The organism is Paenibacillus ihbetae (assembly GCF_002741055.1).
Taxonomy (GTDB): domain Bacteria; phylum Bacillota; class Bacilli; order Paenibacillales; family Paenibacillaceae; genus Paenibacillus_AQ; species Paenibacillus_AQ ihbetae.
In genome coordinates this window covers 3,427,932-3,444,295 of the sequence record NZ_CP016809.1, presented here as the reverse complement: position 1 = coordinate 3,444,295, position 16,364 = coordinate 3,427,932, and the positions used below count along the sequence as shown (strand labels likewise).

General features: G+C 52.2%; 16 protein-coding genes and 4 riboswitches. Of the genes, 2 read left to right on the top strand and 14 right to left on the bottom strand.

The genetic code is table 11. The features are described from left to right. Positions 1 to 93 precede the first annotated feature (93 nt). Positions 94 to 193, bottom strand: a riboswitch (cyclic di-GMP riboswitch). A 316-nt stretch (positions 194 to 509) separates the two neighbouring features. The 9 genes from BBD41_RS15305 to BBD41_RS15265 form a co-directional block, all read right to left on the bottom strand. After that, the gene (locus BBD41_RS15305; RefSeq protein ID WP_077568744.1) at positions 510 to 785 is read right to left on the bottom strand and encodes a hypothetical protein; all 276 of its coding nucleotides are present in this window, start codon (positions 783 to 785) and stop codon (positions 510 to 512) included. Continuing rightward, on the bottom strand, positions 766 to 1,509 hold the full coding sequence (locus BBD41_RS15300; RefSeq protein WP_077568746.1) for a hypothetical protein: 744 nt from the start codon (positions 1,507 to 1,509) through the stop codon (positions 766 to 768). The genes BBD41_RS15305 and BBD41_RS15300 overlap by 20 nt, the downstream gene beginning before the upstream one ends. Before the next feature lie 288 nt (positions 1,510 to 1,797). Continuing rightward, a riboswitch (cyclic di-GMP riboswitch) is annotated at positions 1,798 to 1,895 on the bottom strand. Positions 1,896 to 2,016: 121 nt separating this feature from the next. Continuing rightward, positions 2,017 to 2,736 (bottom strand): helix-turn-helix transcriptional regulator, encoded by a 720-nt coding sequence (locus BBD41_RS15295; protein ID WP_077568748.1) that lies wholly within the window; start codon positions 2,734 to 2,736, stop codon positions 2,017 to 2,019. A 154-nt stretch (positions 2,737 to 2,890) separates the two neighbouring features. Continuing rightward, a riboswitch (cyclic di-GMP riboswitch) is annotated at positions 2,891 to 2,986 on the bottom strand. Between the two features lie 266 nt (positions 2,987 to 3,252). Further along, a riboswitch (cyclic di-GMP riboswitch) is annotated at positions 3,253 to 3,347 on the bottom strand. 201 nt (positions 3,348 to 3,548) lie between these two features. Further along, positions 3,549 to 4,163 (bottom strand): FMN-dependent NADH-azoreductase, encoded by a 615-nt coding sequence (locus tag BBD41_RS15290; RefSeq protein ID WP_099478080.1) that lies wholly within the window; start codon positions 4,161 to 4,163, stop codon positions 3,549 to 3,551. Between the two features lie 56 nt (positions 4,164 to 4,219). Next, positions 4,220 to 5,581 (bottom strand): MFS transporter, encoded by a 1,362-nt coding sequence (locus BBD41_RS15285; RefSeq protein WP_099478079.1) that lies wholly within the window; start codon positions 5,579 to 5,581, stop codon positions 4,220 to 4,222. 89 nt (positions 5,582 to 5,670) lie between these two features. Continuing rightward, on the bottom strand, positions 5,671 to 6,261 hold the full coding sequence (locus BBD41_RS15280; RefSeq protein ID WP_077568754.1) for a TetR/AcrR family transcriptional regulator: 591 nt from the start codon (positions 6,259 to 6,261) through the stop codon (positions 5,671 to 5,673). 231 nt (positions 6,262 to 6,492) lie between these two features. Next, complete coding sequence (locus BBD41_RS15275; RefSeq protein WP_099478078.1) at positions 6,493 to 7,554, bottom strand: LLM class flavin-dependent oxidoreductase; 1,062 nt, start codon at positions 7,552 to 7,554, stop codon at positions 6,493 to 6,495. Between the two features lie 197 nt (positions 7,555 to 7,751). Then, positions 7,752 to 8,261: an SRPBCC domain-containing protein gene (locus tag BBD41_RS15270; protein WP_077568757.1), complete on the bottom strand. Its 510-nt coding sequence runs from the start codon at positions 8,259 to 8,261 to the stop codon at positions 7,752 to 7,754. Positions 8,262 to 8,290: 29 nt separating this feature from the next. Then, positions 8,291 to 8,620 (bottom strand): ArsR/SmtB family transcription factor, encoded by a 330-nt coding sequence (locus tag BBD41_RS15265; protein ID WP_077568759.1) that lies wholly within the window; start codon positions 8,618 to 8,620, stop codon positions 8,291 to 8,293. A gap of 455 nt (positions 8,621 to 9,075) precedes the next feature. Between BBD41_RS15265 and BBD41_RS15255 the strand changes: the two genes are divergently transcribed. Together BBD41_RS15255 and BBD41_RS15250 are read left to right on the top strand one after the other, a co-directional pair. After that, a complete protein-coding gene (locus BBD41_RS15255) occupies positions 9,076 to 9,483 on the top strand; it encodes a collagen-like protein (RefSeq protein ID WP_206098246.1) in 408 nt (135 codons plus the stop codon). A gap of 365 nt (positions 9,484 to 9,848) precedes the next feature. Next, a complete protein-coding gene (locus BBD41_RS15250) occupies positions 9,849 to 11,063 on the top strand; it encodes an MFS transporter (protein ID WP_099478076.1) in 1,215 nt (404 codons plus the stop codon). 226 nt (positions 11,064 to 11,289) lie between these two features. On the opposite strand, the gene BBD41_RS15245 is transcribed toward BBD41_RS15250, so the two are convergent. The 5 genes from BBD41_RS15245 to BBD41_RS15225 all read right to left on the bottom strand — a co-directional run bounded on the left by BBD41_RS15245 (position 11,290) and on the right by BBD41_RS15225 (position 16,305). After that, a complete protein-coding gene (locus BBD41_RS15245) occupies positions 11,290 to 12,099 on the bottom strand; it encodes an IS3 family transposase (protein WP_099478075.1) in 810 nt (269 codons plus the stop codon). Next, on the bottom strand, positions 12,096 to 12,443 hold the full coding sequence (locus BBD41_RS15240) for a helix-turn-helix domain-containing protein (RefSeq protein WP_099478074.1): 348 nt from the start codon (positions 12,441 to 12,443) through the stop codon (positions 12,096 to 12,098). The genes BBD41_RS15245 and BBD41_RS15240 overlap by 4 nt, the downstream gene beginning before the upstream one ends. A 131-nt stretch (positions 12,444 to 12,574) precedes the next feature. After that, complete coding sequence (locus BBD41_RS15235; protein ID WP_099478073.1) at positions 12,575 to 13,741, bottom strand: mannitol-1-phosphate 5-dehydrogenase; 1,167 nt, start codon at positions 13,739 to 13,741, stop codon at positions 12,575 to 12,577. Next, on the bottom strand, positions 13,738 to 14,178 hold the full coding sequence (locus tag BBD41_RS15230; RefSeq protein ID WP_007129036.1) for a PTS mannitol transporter subunit IIA: 441 nt from the start codon (positions 14,176 to 14,178) through the stop codon (positions 13,738 to 13,740). Before BBD41_RS15230 ends, BBD41_RS15235 begins: the two co-directional genes overlap by 4 nt. Positions 14,179 to 14,232: 54 nt before the next feature. Next, a complete protein-coding gene (locus BBD41_RS15225; RefSeq protein WP_099478072.1) occupies positions 14,233 to 16,305 on the bottom strand; it encodes a BglG family transcription antiterminator in 2,073 nt (690 codons plus the stop codon). Positions 16,306 to 16,364: the final 59 nt, after the last annotated feature.

Here is a 16,364-nt window from a genome sequence, read left to right as displayed (position 1 = left end):
TGTTGCCTCGACTAACGTTAATTAAAATTTGAAATAACTAAAAATGAAAAACCCGTCCAATAGCAAACGCTAACAGACGGGTCTTCCGTCGTATTCGGTAGCTGGCTGGCAATAGTACTTGCTTCTTTCAGCAAATCCATTAGCCCCTGTAGCTTTGCGTCCCCACTTTTCAATGGGTTTGCCATTATCGTACGAGCATTTTATGTAAATGTAAGTTTTAACATTTCCTTAATCTTACAACACATATAATTGATAAGTTAGGTTATATTGACTCAATTTCGTGGTAGTTTATCACTATTTGTCGTATTTTGGAATATAAGGCTTTAGTGCTATATCAACATTTATTTGCTAGCAATGATAAGCCGACAAGATCATTCCGAAACAAGATCTCATAAAAAGAATGGTTATTTTGGAAACTTAGTAGATCTATTAATGACGCGATCTATGTTAGAGGCGTCTGCGATAAAAAATACCGAAAATCGGTATTTTTTATGTTTGTTTTTATATCGTTATCCATTTTCAAGGATGCTGAGTAAACCTGCGGCAACTTCTTTTTGGGACTCAGGAATAGTATTCATCCATTCATGGAGAGCCAAACGTACGCCACTTTCAGTCAAAGTCTGAGTATCCATGATAAGTTGGAGCTGCGGTGGAAGAGCTATATCTTCCTGTTGACTGATGTCCACCGCCATGCCGATAACGGTGGCAAGCTCGCAAGGGCGATGGTCTGCAATGCTGCACTCCATAGACAAACCATATATGATTTCATTGTCTAGTTGACTCATATGATTTACCTCCCCAAGCTTGAAGTACATCCCGACGAAAGCTTGAATTCAATTCTGCGGCTTCCTTCTGCGCTAGTTGTAATGTCTCCGGATCAGGATTGACGTTGATTTTCCGTGAAATTACAGCAAAACGAGCGCCTACCAATTCCAGATCATCCGCTGTGGTGATGCCGTTCAACAGTTGATGGCGTGCCTCGCGAAGCTCGGGCAACAACCTCTTTACTTCATCGCGCATATTCGGATCCAGAGACTGTAGTTTTTCCGGTGCGAACCGAATTCGTTCTAAGCCATTCACCAATTCCTCAGAACGTTCAAGCCGCATCTGTACTTCGGGATGTTCTATACCGTCTACTCTGGCAAAACGGATGGCTTCTTTAAGCGATGCAGCAATTGCCGTCAATTCCGGTACGGGTTCAGCTAGTTTTTTCTGCAAGGAGGAAATGGCTTTTGCGTACTTGGCTAATACTTCACGGTCTCTCTCTGGTGTCGCCGCTAGCTTCTCCGGTGTCAAATCGTATTCCATCAGTGCGGAGATCTCCTCACGGGCAGTCTCTGCATCCCCCTCCTTTAGCGATACGGAGACCGCTGACAAGTGCGCTCTTGTACAGGGGATACAACCAACCGATACATGCATATCCGGGGCATATTGACTGTAAGGCACAGCTTCGTTTTTAATTGCTACAGCTTCGAAGGTATTGGAATCCTCCATTTTAATATCGCTCATAAATCATTTCCTCCTCAAAGTTTTAGTTTAGCTTCTATTAATTCCAGGATACTGTTTGGATCATATATCAAGAACGCTTCTTCGCCCAGTTCTCTCCGAAGTTCCAAAAGCGCTTATGCATTCAATAGATTTAATACAGCTTGAATACATATCATCCCCTCCTTGTCACACGATTCTGCTTTGGTGCCGTTATTTCGAGACGGGAGTGTGTTCCTCACCTCCTATAGCAAGATCACCTAGAATACAAAAAACCCCCGCCATGTTTAAATAGACGGAGGCTCCGTCGTATTCGGTAACTGGCTGGCATAGTGGTTGCATTAAAAACACCCACCTTAGCCCCTGTAGCTTTGCGTCGCCATCTTTCAACGGGTTTGCTATTATCGTACGATGTATGAAATTGTAAAAATTAATTAATCCTTCAACAACAACTTACTTTAAATTATAAGATTCGACGTAAATAAAAAAAATACCCAAAATTGGGTAATGGATGCGTATGTATTCCATTCTTTAGGTAAACTTCCTCAGAAACGCTCCTTTATGATTGACTCTCGTTTTGGCGTAAATTTTTTTAATAAACGTGCGGACCGTGCTTTGACTAATTCCATAGGTATCCGCGATTTCAGGCACGTTTTTATTTTCCAGCCACCCGTAGGCGATTTCCTTCTCGCGATTCGTTAATTTATATTGCTCAAAGAGGGAATAGGTCAGCTCCTTTTGCAGCATGGGATCCTTCTGGGGCAGCTTTTCTTCAATATTTTTGGCCAAATGCTCAATGAGGGGCAGGGCAAATGTAACCTCGTGAAAATAATGAAAACAGAGGCTGAGGTAGCCGATGATAACATTTTTGATTCGGATGGGCGTGCAAACGCAGGACAGCTCCGCAAACAATCGATTGCTGTGCTCGGCGCCGATTACGACTGAAGCCGAGTGTTTTTCCATGGATAAACCAATGGCATTGATTCCCGCCTTGTTCATAGCAGAAGATGTACCAATTTTCATATGGTTTCTTTCAAAGTAGCCTTTTAACAGCTCCGTCCCGCAATAGTCGATAATGGTTCCCTCTGGGTCCGCAATGACAAATAAATAAGGTATAGGCAGCAAATCGTTCATATTCCCGGTTTCCTCTTGCAACAGATACAGGATTTCTTTTCGCTCGATCAGCCTCTTTTTTATTTCAGTCATGCTGAGGAAATGATCGTTTACTTTCAGCAATGTTCTTTGGCCCATTATTTTCCCTTCTTCCTTGTTAAGAATAAGTGATTAATAATGAAATCGATCTCCTATTCATCGCCGCTGCAAAATCGTAGTCTTTTAGCGAAAAATAAAAAACCTCCATCCATGAAAATTACCATAGCAAAATAGGACGGGGGTTTCCGTCGTATTCGGCAACTGGCTGGCATCACGAATCTTAGGCAGATCCGCATTAGCCCCTATAGCTTTGCGTCGCCACTTTTCAGTGGGTTTGCTATTATCGTACGAAACGATTCGATTGGTTGGCTGTCAAACACGCTTCCGCATGAAATTACCGAGTTATCCGTTTATAGCCCTGCCTAGTAATGACATGCTGCGGGACATCATTCTCCGCATCATTCACCTCCCTTCAGGCATCCATGATTTTCTCTTCGAGGAACAGGCAGCTGGCGCAGGAACCTCCCTTTGAAAAATTTGTGAACAGCAAATAGCCTCCGTCAGCTTGAAGACCTAGGTAGTAACTAGCAAGAAGTGACGGAGGCTTCCGTCGTATTCGGCAGCTGGCTGGCATCGCGGTTCTATGCAGATCCGCATTAGCCCCTATAGCTTTGCGTCGCCACTTTTCAGTGGGTTTGCGATTATCGTACGAACGATTCAATTGTCGAATAGTACTACAAATAGTTCTGAATAAATGACCTAATCAAACTATAACTTACATTGTTTTTTATTGAACATAGGCTGCTTGGCTCAAATTCCCGACATTTTTTTGTTGTATTTTGTCTTTTTTTGTCGCAGAGCAAATAACAGGAAGCGCAATATGTCAAAATAACCAGCTTCTCATCGTGATTTTAGAAAAGCTTTGCTGTCTCGGCTGCCCGCCGAAGGCCTTCCTCGATGATTTCCTCGCTGCGATCCCGGAATTGATTATGCCCCTCAATGATAACCGTCGTGATGTCGGTGATTCCGAACACGTTGAGATGATTTTTTACGAAGCTGACGGCCATCTCGGATGGATCGCCTTCCTTGTAGATCCCGCCTCTGGCATTCAGCAGTGCTGCTTTTTTGTCACCCAACAGACCGACCAATCCCTGCTCCGTATACATGAAAGTTTTGCGCGGATGGTGCATGCAGTCCAGGTAGGCATGCAGCACTGCAGGAACCGTCAGGTTCCAGAGCGGGAAGGCAAACACCAGTTTATCGGCGGCAAGAAATTGCTCCAAGTGCCTGTTGACGATGTCCCGAACGGCCTGCTCCTCATCCGTAAGCTCCATGCCCATGGCTGACTTGAAATTCCCGCTAATCATAATGTCGTCCAGGAGGGGAATGCGTTCCCGAAACAGGTCGACCTCGACCACCGTATCATTCGGATGTGCCTCGCGGTAGCTGTTGAAAAATGCGTCGTATAATCTGCTTGTGACGGCCCCTTGGCGGTTGTTGGCTTTAATGAATAAAGTGGTTGTCATTAGAATCTCCTCCTATATTTCGTAATTGTAATGAATGGACTCGAAAGCATGCGATATCAGCTTCCCGCCGCTTTTATATGGCCCGGTTCCTTCCTCCCGAACCTTAGGGAATAGAACATCAGCATGGCGATCAACAGCCCGGCAAGCACCAGATAAATATTGCTGTAAATCTGCCCCTCGGCATAGGCGTACAAGGGGTTCCACGATCCCCCGGAACGGATATCCAGCATCGTGCCGTACACACCGGAAGCGATCCCGGCCGCAATAAAATTCAGCATCTGCATCAGCCCCATTCCGATGCCGGCCTGCTCCTTCGCTAAGCTGAGGGAGACGGAATTGGATAGTGCAATCATCCCGAACGTCTGCCCGACATTGCCAATAATCAGGAGGAGCGCAACCGCGACGGCTGAAATGGCGGAGAACGTGGATAAGAGTACAAAGCAAGCGATTAACATGATCATGGCGATCAGAAACAGATACGTGTTCCCTTTGGCATCGGCCAGCTTCCCCCCTGTCTTCCCGAGCAGAGCGGAGGCCGCGGCGGCCGGCACCATGACAAATCCGATCCATCCCGGAGGCAGCGCATGGACATCTGCCAGCAGCAGCGGGCTTAGAAAATGCAGCGCAAAGGCCGTGCCGCTAAACAGAAACATGATGACAAGCCTAACCGAATACTCTTGATTGCGGAACAAAACCGGGCTCACGAACGGGGCGGACGTACGGTGGATCCGGATAATGAACAGCAAGGCCACCAGCAGCCCGGCTAGCGGAAGCCACCAGATTCCGTTCGTGATTCCCAGCAGCAGACAAGTGATCGCGACGGCCAGCAGGCCGCCTCCCAGCAGATCGAATGATCCTGACACCTGAGGGTCTTCGTCCTTCAGATATTTCCGGTAAAAAGTAAGCGTGACGAGAATCAACAGAGGGATGCTGAACAGCCAGCGCCAATGAGCAAAGCCGGCCACGAGCGAGGACACGACCGGCCCGAGTGCGCTGCCGATGGACAATCCAACAAAGGCTGTCGCCATGGCCGCTCCTCTTCGCTCCGGCGCGAAGTAGCGAATCGGTATAAGTGTAGCCGCTGCCGGAATGGCGGCAGCACCGACCGCCTGCAGGCATCTTGCAGCCAGGACCATCCAGAATGCCTGGGAGACGAGGCCGACCAGGGAGCCGGCCGCGAACAGCAGCAGCCCGAATGACAGCAAATTTTTAAGCTGGTAGCGTTCCGTCAGCTTCCCGTACAGAACCGTGCCAATCCCGTACAGCAGGGAATACGAGGAAGTTACCCAGCTCACCTGAGCGGTGCTCAAGCTGAATTCCTCTCGCATGTCCGGCAGGACAAAGTTAAACATCAATCCGCTCATAGCGGACAGGCACAGCGTGAACATGAGGACGCGCATCAGCTTCCGAGTCTCCATTAAGCTTCACCCTCCTTGGGAGTAGAAAATATTAGGCAAGCATGGTCGATTGTCCGTCAGTACTTACTGACATTTGCTTTGAAAAAAAACTAGGGGGTTAACGCCCTAGCAAAAATCCGCACACTCTCCTCAATAAAGTCATCCAGCGTTACGGAAGGAAATATCTCCTTGGAATCCAGCTCGTTCATGAACGCGCCAAAGTTCATCATCATAAACGAGATCGCCCGCAGCTCGGGATCTCCGGCAACCAGCTTCCCCTTCTCCGTCATGATCGTAAAATATTTCGTCATCACGTCCAGAAACTGCTTAGGATGCTTGCTGGTCATCTCTCGAAGTCCCGGGAGATGATCGCTCTCCTTGATGCTGATCGTGATCAGCTTCCGGTTCCGGATCATCAAGTCATGGTACGTCCGGCTGATCAAAATCAGGTCCGCGGTAAGCTCTCCCGTGAGCTTTTCTTCGAACAGCTTTGTCATTTCTCGACCATAATGATAGCGTTCGAACGCCGTCTCCAGGAGATTGCGCTTGCTGCCGAACTTTCGGAATAGAGTCTTCTCGCTGAGCCCGGCCGCCGAGGCAATCTCCTGCGTCGTGACGCCGTTATAGCCCTTCCGGGATATCAGATCGATCGCAGCCTGAAGCAGCTTGTCGTCACTGCTTGTATGCTGATCTCTACTCATGAAAGCTCCCCTTCCTGCATGGATGTCAGTGCTGACTGTCATTCGATGGATTTATCATATTTTACATTGTCTGATTTGTCAAATGGAATTTTAATCGGATTGGAAAGACCGAAGGGTACCGGATATCCGGGAGCAATGCAAAGATGACCCCATGCCTCTGATTTCCGAGACCCTCCAATCCAATCCGCAGCTTCAAATGATCATCAGCCGTGCTTGTGCATGCCTGCCTGCTTACTCCGCCGGCTCGCCGGCCGCTTCCCACCGGTCGATCTCGGAGCGCACCCGAGGCGCAACCTCGGTGCCAAGCAGCTCGATCGCCCTCATGACCTCTTCATGCGGCATCGAGCCGACCGGCACGTGCAGCATGAACCGGGTAATGCCCACATGCTTGCGAAGATGGATGATCTTCTGGGCGACCGTCTCCGGATCGCCTACATAGAGGGCTCCCTCGAAGCTGCGTGCGGCATCGAAGCGGGCGCGATCATAGTAACCCCAGCCCCGCTCCCGGCCGAGCACGTTCATGGCCGCCTGGGTGGAGGGGAAGAATTTGTCCGCGGCAAGCTCCGTATCCTCCGCAATAAATCCATGGGAATGTGAGGCGACCGGAAGCCTCGATACATCATGTCCTGCGTGGGCGGCCGCTTCTTTATACAGCTTCACGAGCGGAGCGAACTGCAGCGGGCTCCCGCCAATGATCGCCAGTACGAGCGGCAGGCCGAGCAGGCCGGCGCGGACGACGGATTCGGAGTTGCCGCCGCTGCCGATCCATACGGGCAGGGGGTTCTGCACGGGACGCGGATATACGCCCAGATTATGAATGGCCGGACGGTGCCGGCCCTCCCAGGTCACCCGCTCCGACTCCCGAATTTTTAACAGCAGCTCCAGTTTCTCTTCAAACAGCTCATCGTAATCGTGAAGATCATAGCCGAACAAAGGAAAGGATTCGATGAACGAGCCCCGTCCGGCCATGATTTCCGCGCGCCCGTTCGAGATCGCGTCCAGCGTGGCGAAGTCCTGGAATACCCGTACCGGGTCCGCCGATGACAATACCGTCACCGCGCTTGTCAGGCGAATCCACTTGGTCCGGGACGCTGCCGCCGCAAGCACGACCGCGGGGGACGAGGCCGCATAATCTTGGCGATGATGCTCGCCTACCCCGTATACATCCAGGCCGACTCGGTCGGCCAGCACAATTTCCTCCACGACCTCGCGCAGCCTTTGCGCGTGGCTGATCAGTTCTCCGGTGTGAACGTCCGGCACGGTTTCAACAAACGAGCTAACTCCGATTTCCATGAGCAGTTCCTCCTAGTATCGTTACTGTGTATGTTTCACAGATGCTATATTTTCTTTAGTTAATATATCTTTATATTGAACGTTTACGCATCTTTTTTCAAGCCAAAATACATCAGGGCGGTATCCTGCTCATATCGACCGATTCAAATAAAGAAAAGACCGGCGCTTCACATTCGAAGTCCGGTCTCCTGTGCGGTTTATTTCTTGGCAAGCAAGTATTCCTCGAGGCGGTCCCAAGTTTGCGTAATGCCTTCCTCCATGCCCATTTCAAGCACCTTCTTAAGCTCATCTGCGGATTCATATACGGTCCGGGAGACCAGCTTCGTCTTTCCATCGAACTCCTCGAACGACATTGTTGTAGTCGATGCTGGAAGTTCCTCGGAAGTATTGCCCTCGGCATCGGAGAAATAATCGGTGTAAACGATTTTAGATGGCTCATCAATCTCATGGTAGACCGATTTCCCCCATGATTCCATGCCGTAGAAGTCCCCCTGGTTCTTATCCATGCACTTCATGCAATAATGCCATGAACCGCCGGGGCGAAAATCCATTTTCGACACGGTTGTCTCCCATCCGCGCGGACCCCACCACTGCTTCAGATGCTCCCCGTCCGAGAACACCTCGAATACGAGCTCCGGCGGCGCATCGAATACGCGCTCCAACACAATTACAGGTCCTTCCACCCGGGTAATCATTTTGCTTGTCATGATCATTTCCTCCTCAAGTTTAGGTTAGCTTACGGGTCCTTCTTCTCACCCGATTGCAATTTCTTCAAATATGCGTCCAGGTTGTCAAAACGTTCATTCCATATTCTGCGGTAATCATTCAGCCATGCATCCAGCTCCTGAAAGGGCTCCGAGCGGAGCATGTAGTTTCGCCGGTTCGCCTCCGCCTTGACCTCCACCAATCCGGCTTCCAGCAGCACCTTCAAGTGCTTCGAAGCCTGAGGCTGGCGAATCTGCAGACGTTCGGCAATATCGCCCACCGTCATAGGCCCTCCCAGCAGCAGCTCTACAATCGCGAAGCGGCTCGGTTCTGCCAATGCACTAAATATCGCTTGCTTCATTTCCGGCGGTGACGGCTATAGACCCGAAGCTTCAAGGAATACGGCTTATGTCTACTGTCTATCCCAGCCACCAACATCACCTCGATGCGTTTATTTGGTTATGCCGTGTTCTTGAATTGAATATACCACATAAGGAATATTCCTGTAAAGGAATATTTATTTTTTATTTGCCTTTATAAAGATAATTCTGCTGTTGGGGTCATCTTCCTCCCTACTCCCGGCTTTGCTTCTCGCTTATTGAAACACCCGTCACGCCTGCATAGGCTTCTGCATAGCATATTATGAAAATCAGGAATCATCATTCGATTATAGGATTGTACCAAGCAGCGAATGTATCTGCTGTCTGTACGGAACGCAAGCTTGCACAGGGCCGGTAGCCAAGCGGAGGCCACTGCCGTTTGCAGCTCTTGCACGTCGTGCACGGCAGCATGAATCCCATGAAGGAGTGAAGTTATATGGCATTTTTGCCGCCGCAAGGACCACCAGGTTCGCCAGGTCTGCCGGGTCTGCCAGGTCTACCAGGACAGCCAGGACCTCCTGGGCCGCCAGGACTGTTGGGGCCACCGGGACTGCAAGGAATGCAGCAAGGACCGACATCTCCTCCGCCCCAGTTCATTCCCCAGAATCCTGCCGCGACTTCCGTCACCGGAACCGGCCCTTCAACCTTTGCGGTTGATCCCGGTGCCATTCGGGGCTGTCTGTTTCGGTTCACGTTTATATGGCCAAGGCGCGGAAGGGGCTTTTGGTTCTTCCCGACGTTCGTAGGACGTACCTCCGTAGCAGGCTTCCGGTGGACCGGAAGCACCTGGGTATTCTCGGGCTTTGATTTAAGAACGATCGAGTCCTTTACTTGCTATTACTAAACCGAAGCCAGGCCAATATCTACAATTGGCGCTTATCCTTCCGCACCATGGAATGATCATCTGAATCAAAAAAGGGATTGCTGTTCCTCCGGCAGCACTCCCTTCCCAAGTTAACATCCACAAATCAACGACACGGCTTAGACAACCGCTTGGCACTGCCGAAACGACAGTGCTTAGACAACCGCCCGGCACTGCCGGAACGACCGTGGCTATCGCCGAACAACGAATGGACAAGCCCTTCGCGCCAAATAATATCTTGATTATATTTCATGAACGTTAAATAATATGTAGCAGGCTGCTTAAACCGATTATAAAGATTGGGATTATCAATATATTAGTAGCAGCAGAAAGGTTGACAGAGAACAATGGCATTATCCCAGCAGCTTAGCAGCGGCAATTCATCCATTAAGCAGCCGTTTCCCGTGTCCATTCTATCGCTTACGGTCGGCGCATTTGCGATCGGCATGACGGAGTTCGTCATCATGGGAATTCTTCCGAATGTCGCCGCAGATCTTAACGTCAGCATCGCGATGGCTGGCCAGCTGATCACGATGTACGCTTTGGGGGTTGCGGTCGGTGCTCCCATCCTGACGATTCTTACGCATAAAATTCCGCAGAAGAAGCTCCTTCTTCTGCTTATGGGGCTCTTCATATTCGGCAACGGAATTTCCGTGTTCGCGCCGAATTATGCCGTTCTCATGGGCGCCCGCATGCTGACGGCGTTAACGCACGGCACCTTCTTCGGGGTCGGCGCGGTGATCGCCTCCGGCCTCGTACACCCGGATAAACGAGCCGGCGCCGTCTCCATTATGATGGCCGGCTTGACGATCGCTAATATTATCGGCGTCCCGCTCGGTACCTTCATCGGTCAACAGATGGGCTGGCGCGCCTCCTTCGGCGCAATTGCCATCATGGGTGTGCTTGCGCTGGTCGGCATTCTCCTCTTCATTCCGCAGATTCGCCAGGAGCAGTCTTCAAGCGTGATCCAGCAGGTGAAGGAGCTGCTCAAGCCCAAGCTGACGCTGTTTCTGCTCATTGGCGCGCTCGGCAATGCCGGCTTGTTCGCAGTGTTTACCTACATCGCATCCCTGCTGATCGAAATTACGGGGTACGCCGAGGCGAGCGTCACATGGATTCTCATTCTGTTCGGCTGCGGCGTTACGCTGGGCAATATCGTTGGCGGGAAGCTGGCCGATTGGAAGCTGATGCCGTCGATCCTGAGCATCTATTTCGCGACCGCCGTCATTCTGGCGATCCTGACGTTCACCATTCACCAGCCGATATTGGCTGTGGCAACCATCGTCCTGTGGGGGGCGGCCTCGTTCGCCGTCATGCCCGGCCTGCAAATCCGGGTAATGAACTTGGCGCAGGGAGCGCCAGCCCTCGCCTCAACCTCCTCCCATTCCGCCGGTAACTTGGGGAATGCGGCCGGGGCTTTCATCGGCGGGCTTGTCATTACGCATCTAAGCCTGAACGCCCTGCCTTGGGTCGGGGCGATTCTGGTAGGAATCGCCTTCTTGCTGGGCCTCGCCTGCTATATCTCCGAGCGCAAGGCCGGGGATGCAGCCGTGAAGGCATGAAACGAGCTTTTAGAATGATCCTTCGTACATGTTCAAACCGAAGTGGCACAATGATGGCGTAACGACCGTGACGCCCTGTCAAGTTGTACATGAAGGATCGCTTTGAGCGGGTAGACTGCAGGTCACCAGGCTCTAACCGTGATCGCTTCAACCCTAGAAATTCCATGGCAAAAAGCCCCGGGTTCCCTTGGTCAAGACCCCATTTAATAGACATTGAAAAAAGACCCTAGGCTACAAACTGCTTCCGGAACTCTACCGGAGGCAGTTTATTGAGTTTTCGTTGTGGTCGATGTTGGTTGTAAAAATGGATATAGGCTTCAATTCGCCTTTGTGCCTCGTCCATATTTCGGATATCATAAGGATAGAGCCCTTCCGTTTTGAGATGCGAGAAGAAGCTCTCCATCGAGGCATTGTCATAACAATTTCCTCGGCGAGACATGCTGATTTGGGCGCCAACCTTTGGCAGCATGTCGTGGTAGGCATAGGACGTGTACTGGAATCCCTGATCGCTGTGAACGATCAGTCCAGTCACGTTTTTTGTCTTGTTAAAGGCATTCTCAAAGGTCTGCAACACCAGCAGATTGTCGTTTCTCTGACTCATGTGATAGGCTACAATCTCATTATTAAATAGGTCTTTTACGGCAGAGAGGTAGATCCACGACTCACCTACACGGAATTGAGTGACGTCCGTAACCCATTTTTGGTTAGCTCTATCTGCTTTAAAGTCGCGCTTTAGCAGGTTTTTGGCAACACGTCCTTCGGTTGAAGAAACGTAATTACATCGATGTTTACGCCGAATTCGTGAACGGATTCCAAGTGCTTGCATCAGCCGCAGCACTTTCTTATGATTCATCCAGACCCCGTGCTCCTGCAGCAAGAACAACTGGATCTGACGGTAGCCATACACTCCGTTGTATTGGTCGTAAACCTTCTGTACAAGTGCCTTGTCCATTTGATCCCGATCTTGACCTTTGCGTTTGAGATAAGCATAGTAGCCACTTCTAGAGACGCCAAAAATCTTACAAAGAGCGCTCACTGAATACTCTTTCGCGGCTTTCTCGACGCTAATATATCTTTCCGTTTCATCTCCTGCATCCAGATTTCCAAGCACTTTTTTAACATTTCATTTTCTCGTTTCAGCCGGCTCATTTGTCTGTCTTGGTCAACATATTCGTCTCGTCTTCCACGATGATCGATGAGTCCAAACTCGCCGAATTCCTTGTACTTCTTCATCCAGTCTTTGAGACGATGTCTGTCTGTCATCCCAAGCTTCTCCATGATTCTGCGATAAGTCCAGCCTTCCACCAAGTGAAGATGTATCGCCTCCATCTTTGTCTCGTAGGAATACTTCTTAAACTTCTGACCTTTAATTGCTGGCATAAAAAATGCACCCCCTAGAATTTTATCGGATCAACCAGGGGGTTAATCCAATGTCTATTCTAAGGGGTGCACTTCACCTAGTCATCAAGGAATCCGGGGCTTTTCAACATCAACACGACCCTAGCTTCAGCTCAAGAGCGACTTTCCAGCTCGGCCTTCAGCGCCTCATATTGCTCCATCAGCTCGCCCATAATCGGATGCTCGCCCGCAATGCCCGTATACTCGGACGCCGTATCGCTTGGTCCGATCTCGCGAACGGAACGCTGCAGCTCGGCGCTTTCCGGGTCCTCGGGCACGTCGAACAGCAGCGCGGCCGCCATCGATTTGGCCAAGCTCTTGTATGCCAGTCCGCTTTCGAAGGCCAGCATGGCCGGGGACACAAGACGATCGCCGGGCGACAGCTTCCGGATCGGGGACCGACCTACGCGCACCACCTCATCGGTAAGAGCCGGGTTGCGGAAACGGTCCAGAATGGTCGCAATGTAAGCCTGATGCTCCGCCGGGTTGAAGCCGTGCTTGTGAGTCAGCGCCGCGCCGGTCTCATCCAGAACGGCGCGGACATGTCCCGCCACCTCATCGTCCTTCATCGCATCCTGAATCGTCTCATACCCTTTCAGGAAACCGATGTAGGCAGCGGAGCAATGTCCGGTATTTACCGTGAACAGCTTGCGTTCAATATACGGCTCCAGCCGGTCCACATAATGCACGCCCTCAACCGGCTTGAAGCCATCCAACATCTGCGAACGGTCCACCGCCCACTCGTAGAACGGCTCCACAACCACCTTGAGCCGGTCCTCATGCTGCTGGAGCGGCACGATCCGGTCAACCGCCGCATCCGGGAACGCGATGCTGGAATCCGCCTTCCGTCTCGTCTCTTCATCCAACAGGCCGTAAACATGCTCTTTCAGCTGGGTGCTGCCGCCGATGGCATTCTCGCATGCGATAATATGCAGCGGAGCAGCGTCCCCTTGCAGCCGAAGCTTCAGTCCTTCCGCAATCGTCGGCGCGATAAACTTCAAAATATTGACGCCTACCGCCGTTGTCACAAGATCGGCTTCCGCGACTGCCCGCGCAGCCGCCTCGGGCTCCGTGGCGCTGTTCAGCGCGGTGATGCCCTTAACCACGGTCGTTTCCTGACCTTCGCTGGCGAGCGTAACCGGATATTCCCCGCGTGCTTTAAGCTCAGATACAAGCTCTTCGTTTACATCGACGAAACAAACCTCGTAGCCGGCTTGGGACAGGAGAAGTCCGATAAACCCGCGCCCGATGTTCCCTGCTCCGAAATGGACTGCCTTCATGCGCCCATTCCTCCTTCGAAGATGGCGAGGATCTCCTCCTCCGTCGAAGCGTTCATAACCTTCTCAATGCTCTCGTCATCGGTGAAAATCATCGCCACATTCGTCAAAATCTCCATATGGTCGCCGCCGGCAGCCGCAATGCCAATAACGATGAAGGCCGGCTCGTCGCCGCCGAAATCAACGCCCTCCGGGAAGCGAACGATGGACAAGCCCGTCGAAGCGACCATGCCCTTGGCTTCCTTCGTGCCATGCGGAATGGCGAGGCCGCCGCCCATGTACGTGGAGGCGATCTCTTCGCGCTCCAGCATTTTGTCCACATAATCCTCCGACACATGGCCCGCCTTCACGAGCAGGTTGCCTGCCATGCGAATCGCTTCGCTCTTGCTGCTTGCCTGAGCGTTCAAAATCACTTTTTCCTTCGACAGTATGTTGGTCATCGTTAATCTCCCTCTTTCTATGGTTTATGGCCTATGTTCTATCTGTCTGTATACCTACGGTCTATGATTAGAAAAATGCTGCAGCTCTTCCGCCAAGAAGGAGCGGATCTCTTCCTCGCCGCCCCGCTGCATCAGCTCGATCAGCTCGGATCCGAGCAGCATCGCGCTAATCTCGCTCAGCACCTCCAGACTCTCCTTCGGAAGCTGCTTCGGGGCGAGCATCAGCAGGATGACGTCGGCTTCCGCCCCCCCATCGAGCGGTACGGGCTCAGCCAAACGGAAGAGCGTGATCGAAGGTCTCGCAACCTGCCGGCTGCGGGTATGGAACAGCGCAAGCGTCGTCTCCGGGATGAGCTGCGTGCCCATCCGCTCCCGCTCAAGCAGGCGGTTCACCACGCTCCCAGGATCATGCACCGCCCCCAGCCCATGCATGCGCGACAACGCGTCCGTCAGCGTACCTTCAAGATCCTCTGGAGCATTGTCCAGGCGGTATACATGGAAGCCGTCTAGCAGCGCCACGATTTCGTTCATGAGCGCGGCCTGCATTCGCAATCGCTCGAAGGATGCGGCCTTGCGTTCATCTTGATGTGCGGCAGCAGCGCCTCCGCTGCCGCCTGCCGGCTTTGCCGCCGCGCGCTGGATGAATTGAAGCAGGCGCTCCTTATCTTCTGCGGTAAGCAGTGGGCTGAGCCGGATGTATTTATCTTTTGGCAGCGGCAGATCTATCGTGGAAATAATCAGATCATACTGCTCCTCCGGCATCCGGGCCGCTTCATACCATGACGCGTTGCCGAGAACCTCAATCTGAGGCATTTCCTTGCGCAGCCGGGTTCCAAGAAGCCTGGATGAGCTGAGCCCGCTCGAGCAGACAAGAATCGCCCTCACCGGCTGCTCCGGCTGGTTCAGCCGTTCGATCGACGCGCCGAAATGCATGACGAGGAAGCCGATCTCTTCATCAGGCACATCCAGTCCGTTTCGGATTTCGTCCACGGCCTGCCGGACGATGCCAAACAGCTCCTCGTAATCCTTGCGGATCGGACTAAGCAGCGGATTGCGGATGCGGGCGCCTTCCCGGAGCCGTTTCATCGCGGCACCCAAATGCTCTACCAACCCGGCCCGAAGCGTCCGGTCCTCCTGAAAATCCACCCCTGTCCGCTTCGCCACCGCCTCGGTCAATCGGTGCGCGATCTCTACCATTTCCACATCGGAATGGGCGAGCTCCATAATCTCCGACATTTCGCCGGCATCGTCAAACAATTTTGCGATATAAACCATCTCGGCATCCGTGAGCTTCAGGTTCAGCGTCTCCTCCAGCCGGACGGCAAAGCTCCTCGCGTCGGCCAGCATAGCCTTTGCGCTTCCTGCATCCTCGGGCCGGATGGATTCAATCGGCCGCCCCTGCCGTATTCGGCTTAGGGCGACCGACAAAGCGATCAGCATCCGTGTATAAGCCTCTTCGGTCAAACTCTCCGTCCAGCTCCAGCCCATATCCCACAGGGCTCTTTCAACGTCCAAAAGGACAGGCTTGTCGATCATGGACAGCAGGCGGGCGATGGCGGGATGACTGTAGTCTTCATAGCCGTCTCCGACGAGATCGGAATAATCCACATGCTCATCGGCCAGCCTGCAGATCGCCCACCGCTTGCCGCTCTCCGTCCCTTCGATCTCGACGCCATAACCCCTGCGCCGGATCAGCGACAGTCCGAACCGCTTCATCCACGGCTCGACCTCATCCAGATCATTGCTGATGGTCGGAACCGTGACCTTCAAGCTGTGGGCCAGGGCAAACAGCTTAATCGGCTCCTCGGCTTCCAGCAGCGCACACAGCAGAAGGATTTTCCGTTCTTCCCCGGAATAGTCGGCAGGCTTGCCTGCGATCAGCCGAGCCTTAAGGCTTGCTTCGGCTCCTGGCGCCCTGCTCTCCAGCCGGATGCCCGTCCCCGACTTTTTGTGAAGCAGAACCTCCGCACTCTGTAGATGCTCCTCAATAGCTTCCAGCTCTCGATGGACCGTTCTGACGCTGACCCCGATCTCAGACGCGATCTCTGCAGCCGTCATGCCCTCCGGTCTGTCGAGCAAGAGCAGAAGCAGCTGGCGCTGCCGGGCAGTTATAGGTTCCAGATCCATGCCTCCCTTCTGCACGAAATGGAGACAACGCCGGCGTATAGGCGCCAGCGTGTCATATC

Coding starts and splice junctions, on each gene's coding strand:
- BBD41_RS15305 (WP_077568744.1), bottom strand. CDS start 785: ATGAGTCAACTAGACAATGAAATCATATATGGTTTGTCTATGGAGTGC.
- BBD41_RS15300 (WP_077568746.1), bottom strand. CDS start 1,509: ATGAGCGATATTAAAATGGAGGATTCCAATACCTTCGAAGCTGTAGCA.
- BBD41_RS15295 (WP_077568748.1), bottom strand. CDS start 2,736: ATGGGCCAAAGAACATTGCTGAAAGTAAACGATCATTTCCTCAGCATG.
- BBD41_RS15290 (WP_099478080.1), bottom strand. CDS start 4,163: ATGACAACCACTTTATTCATTAAAGCCAACAACCGCCAAGGGGCCGTC.
- BBD41_RS15285 (WP_099478079.1), bottom strand. CDS start 5,581: ATGGAGACTCGGAAGCTGATGCGCGTCCTCATGTTCACGCTGTGCCTG.
- BBD41_RS15280 (WP_077568754.1), bottom strand. CDS start 6,261: ATGAGTAGAGATCAGCATACAAGCAGTGACGACAAGCTGCTTCAGGCT.
- BBD41_RS15275 (WP_099478078.1), bottom strand. CDS start 7,554: ATGGAAATCGGAGTTAGCTCGTTTGTTGAAACCGTGCCGGACGTTCAC.
- BBD41_RS15270 (WP_077568757.1), bottom strand. CDS start 8,261: ATGACAAGCAAAATGATTACCCGGGTGGAAGGACCTGTAATTGTGTTG.
- BBD41_RS15265 (WP_077568759.1), bottom strand. CDS start 8,620: ATGAAGCAAGCGATATTTAGTGCATTGGCAGAACCGAGCCGCTTCGCG.
- BBD41_RS15255 (WP_206098246.1), top strand. CDS start 9,076: ATGGCATTTTTGCCGCCGCAAGGACCACCAGGTTCGCCAGGTCTGCCG.
- BBD41_RS15250 (WP_099478076.1), top strand. CDS start 9,849: ATGGCATTATCCCAGCAGCTTAGCAGCGGCAATTCATCCATTAAGCAG.
- BBD41_RS15240 (WP_099478074.1), bottom strand. CDS start 12,443: ATGCCAGCAATTAAAGGTCAGAAGTTTAAGAAGTATTCCTACGAGACA.
- BBD41_RS15235 (WP_099478073.1), bottom strand. CDS start 13,741: ATGAAGGCAGTCCATTTCGGAGCAGGGAACATCGGGCGCGGGTTTATC.
- BBD41_RS15230 (WP_007129036.1), bottom strand. CDS start 14,178: ATGACCAACATACTGTCGAAGGAAAAAGTGATTTTGAACGCTCAGGCA.
- BBD41_RS15225 (WP_099478072.1), bottom strand. CDS start 16,305: ATGGATCTGGAACCTATAACTGCCCGGCAGCGCCAGCTGCTTCTGCTC.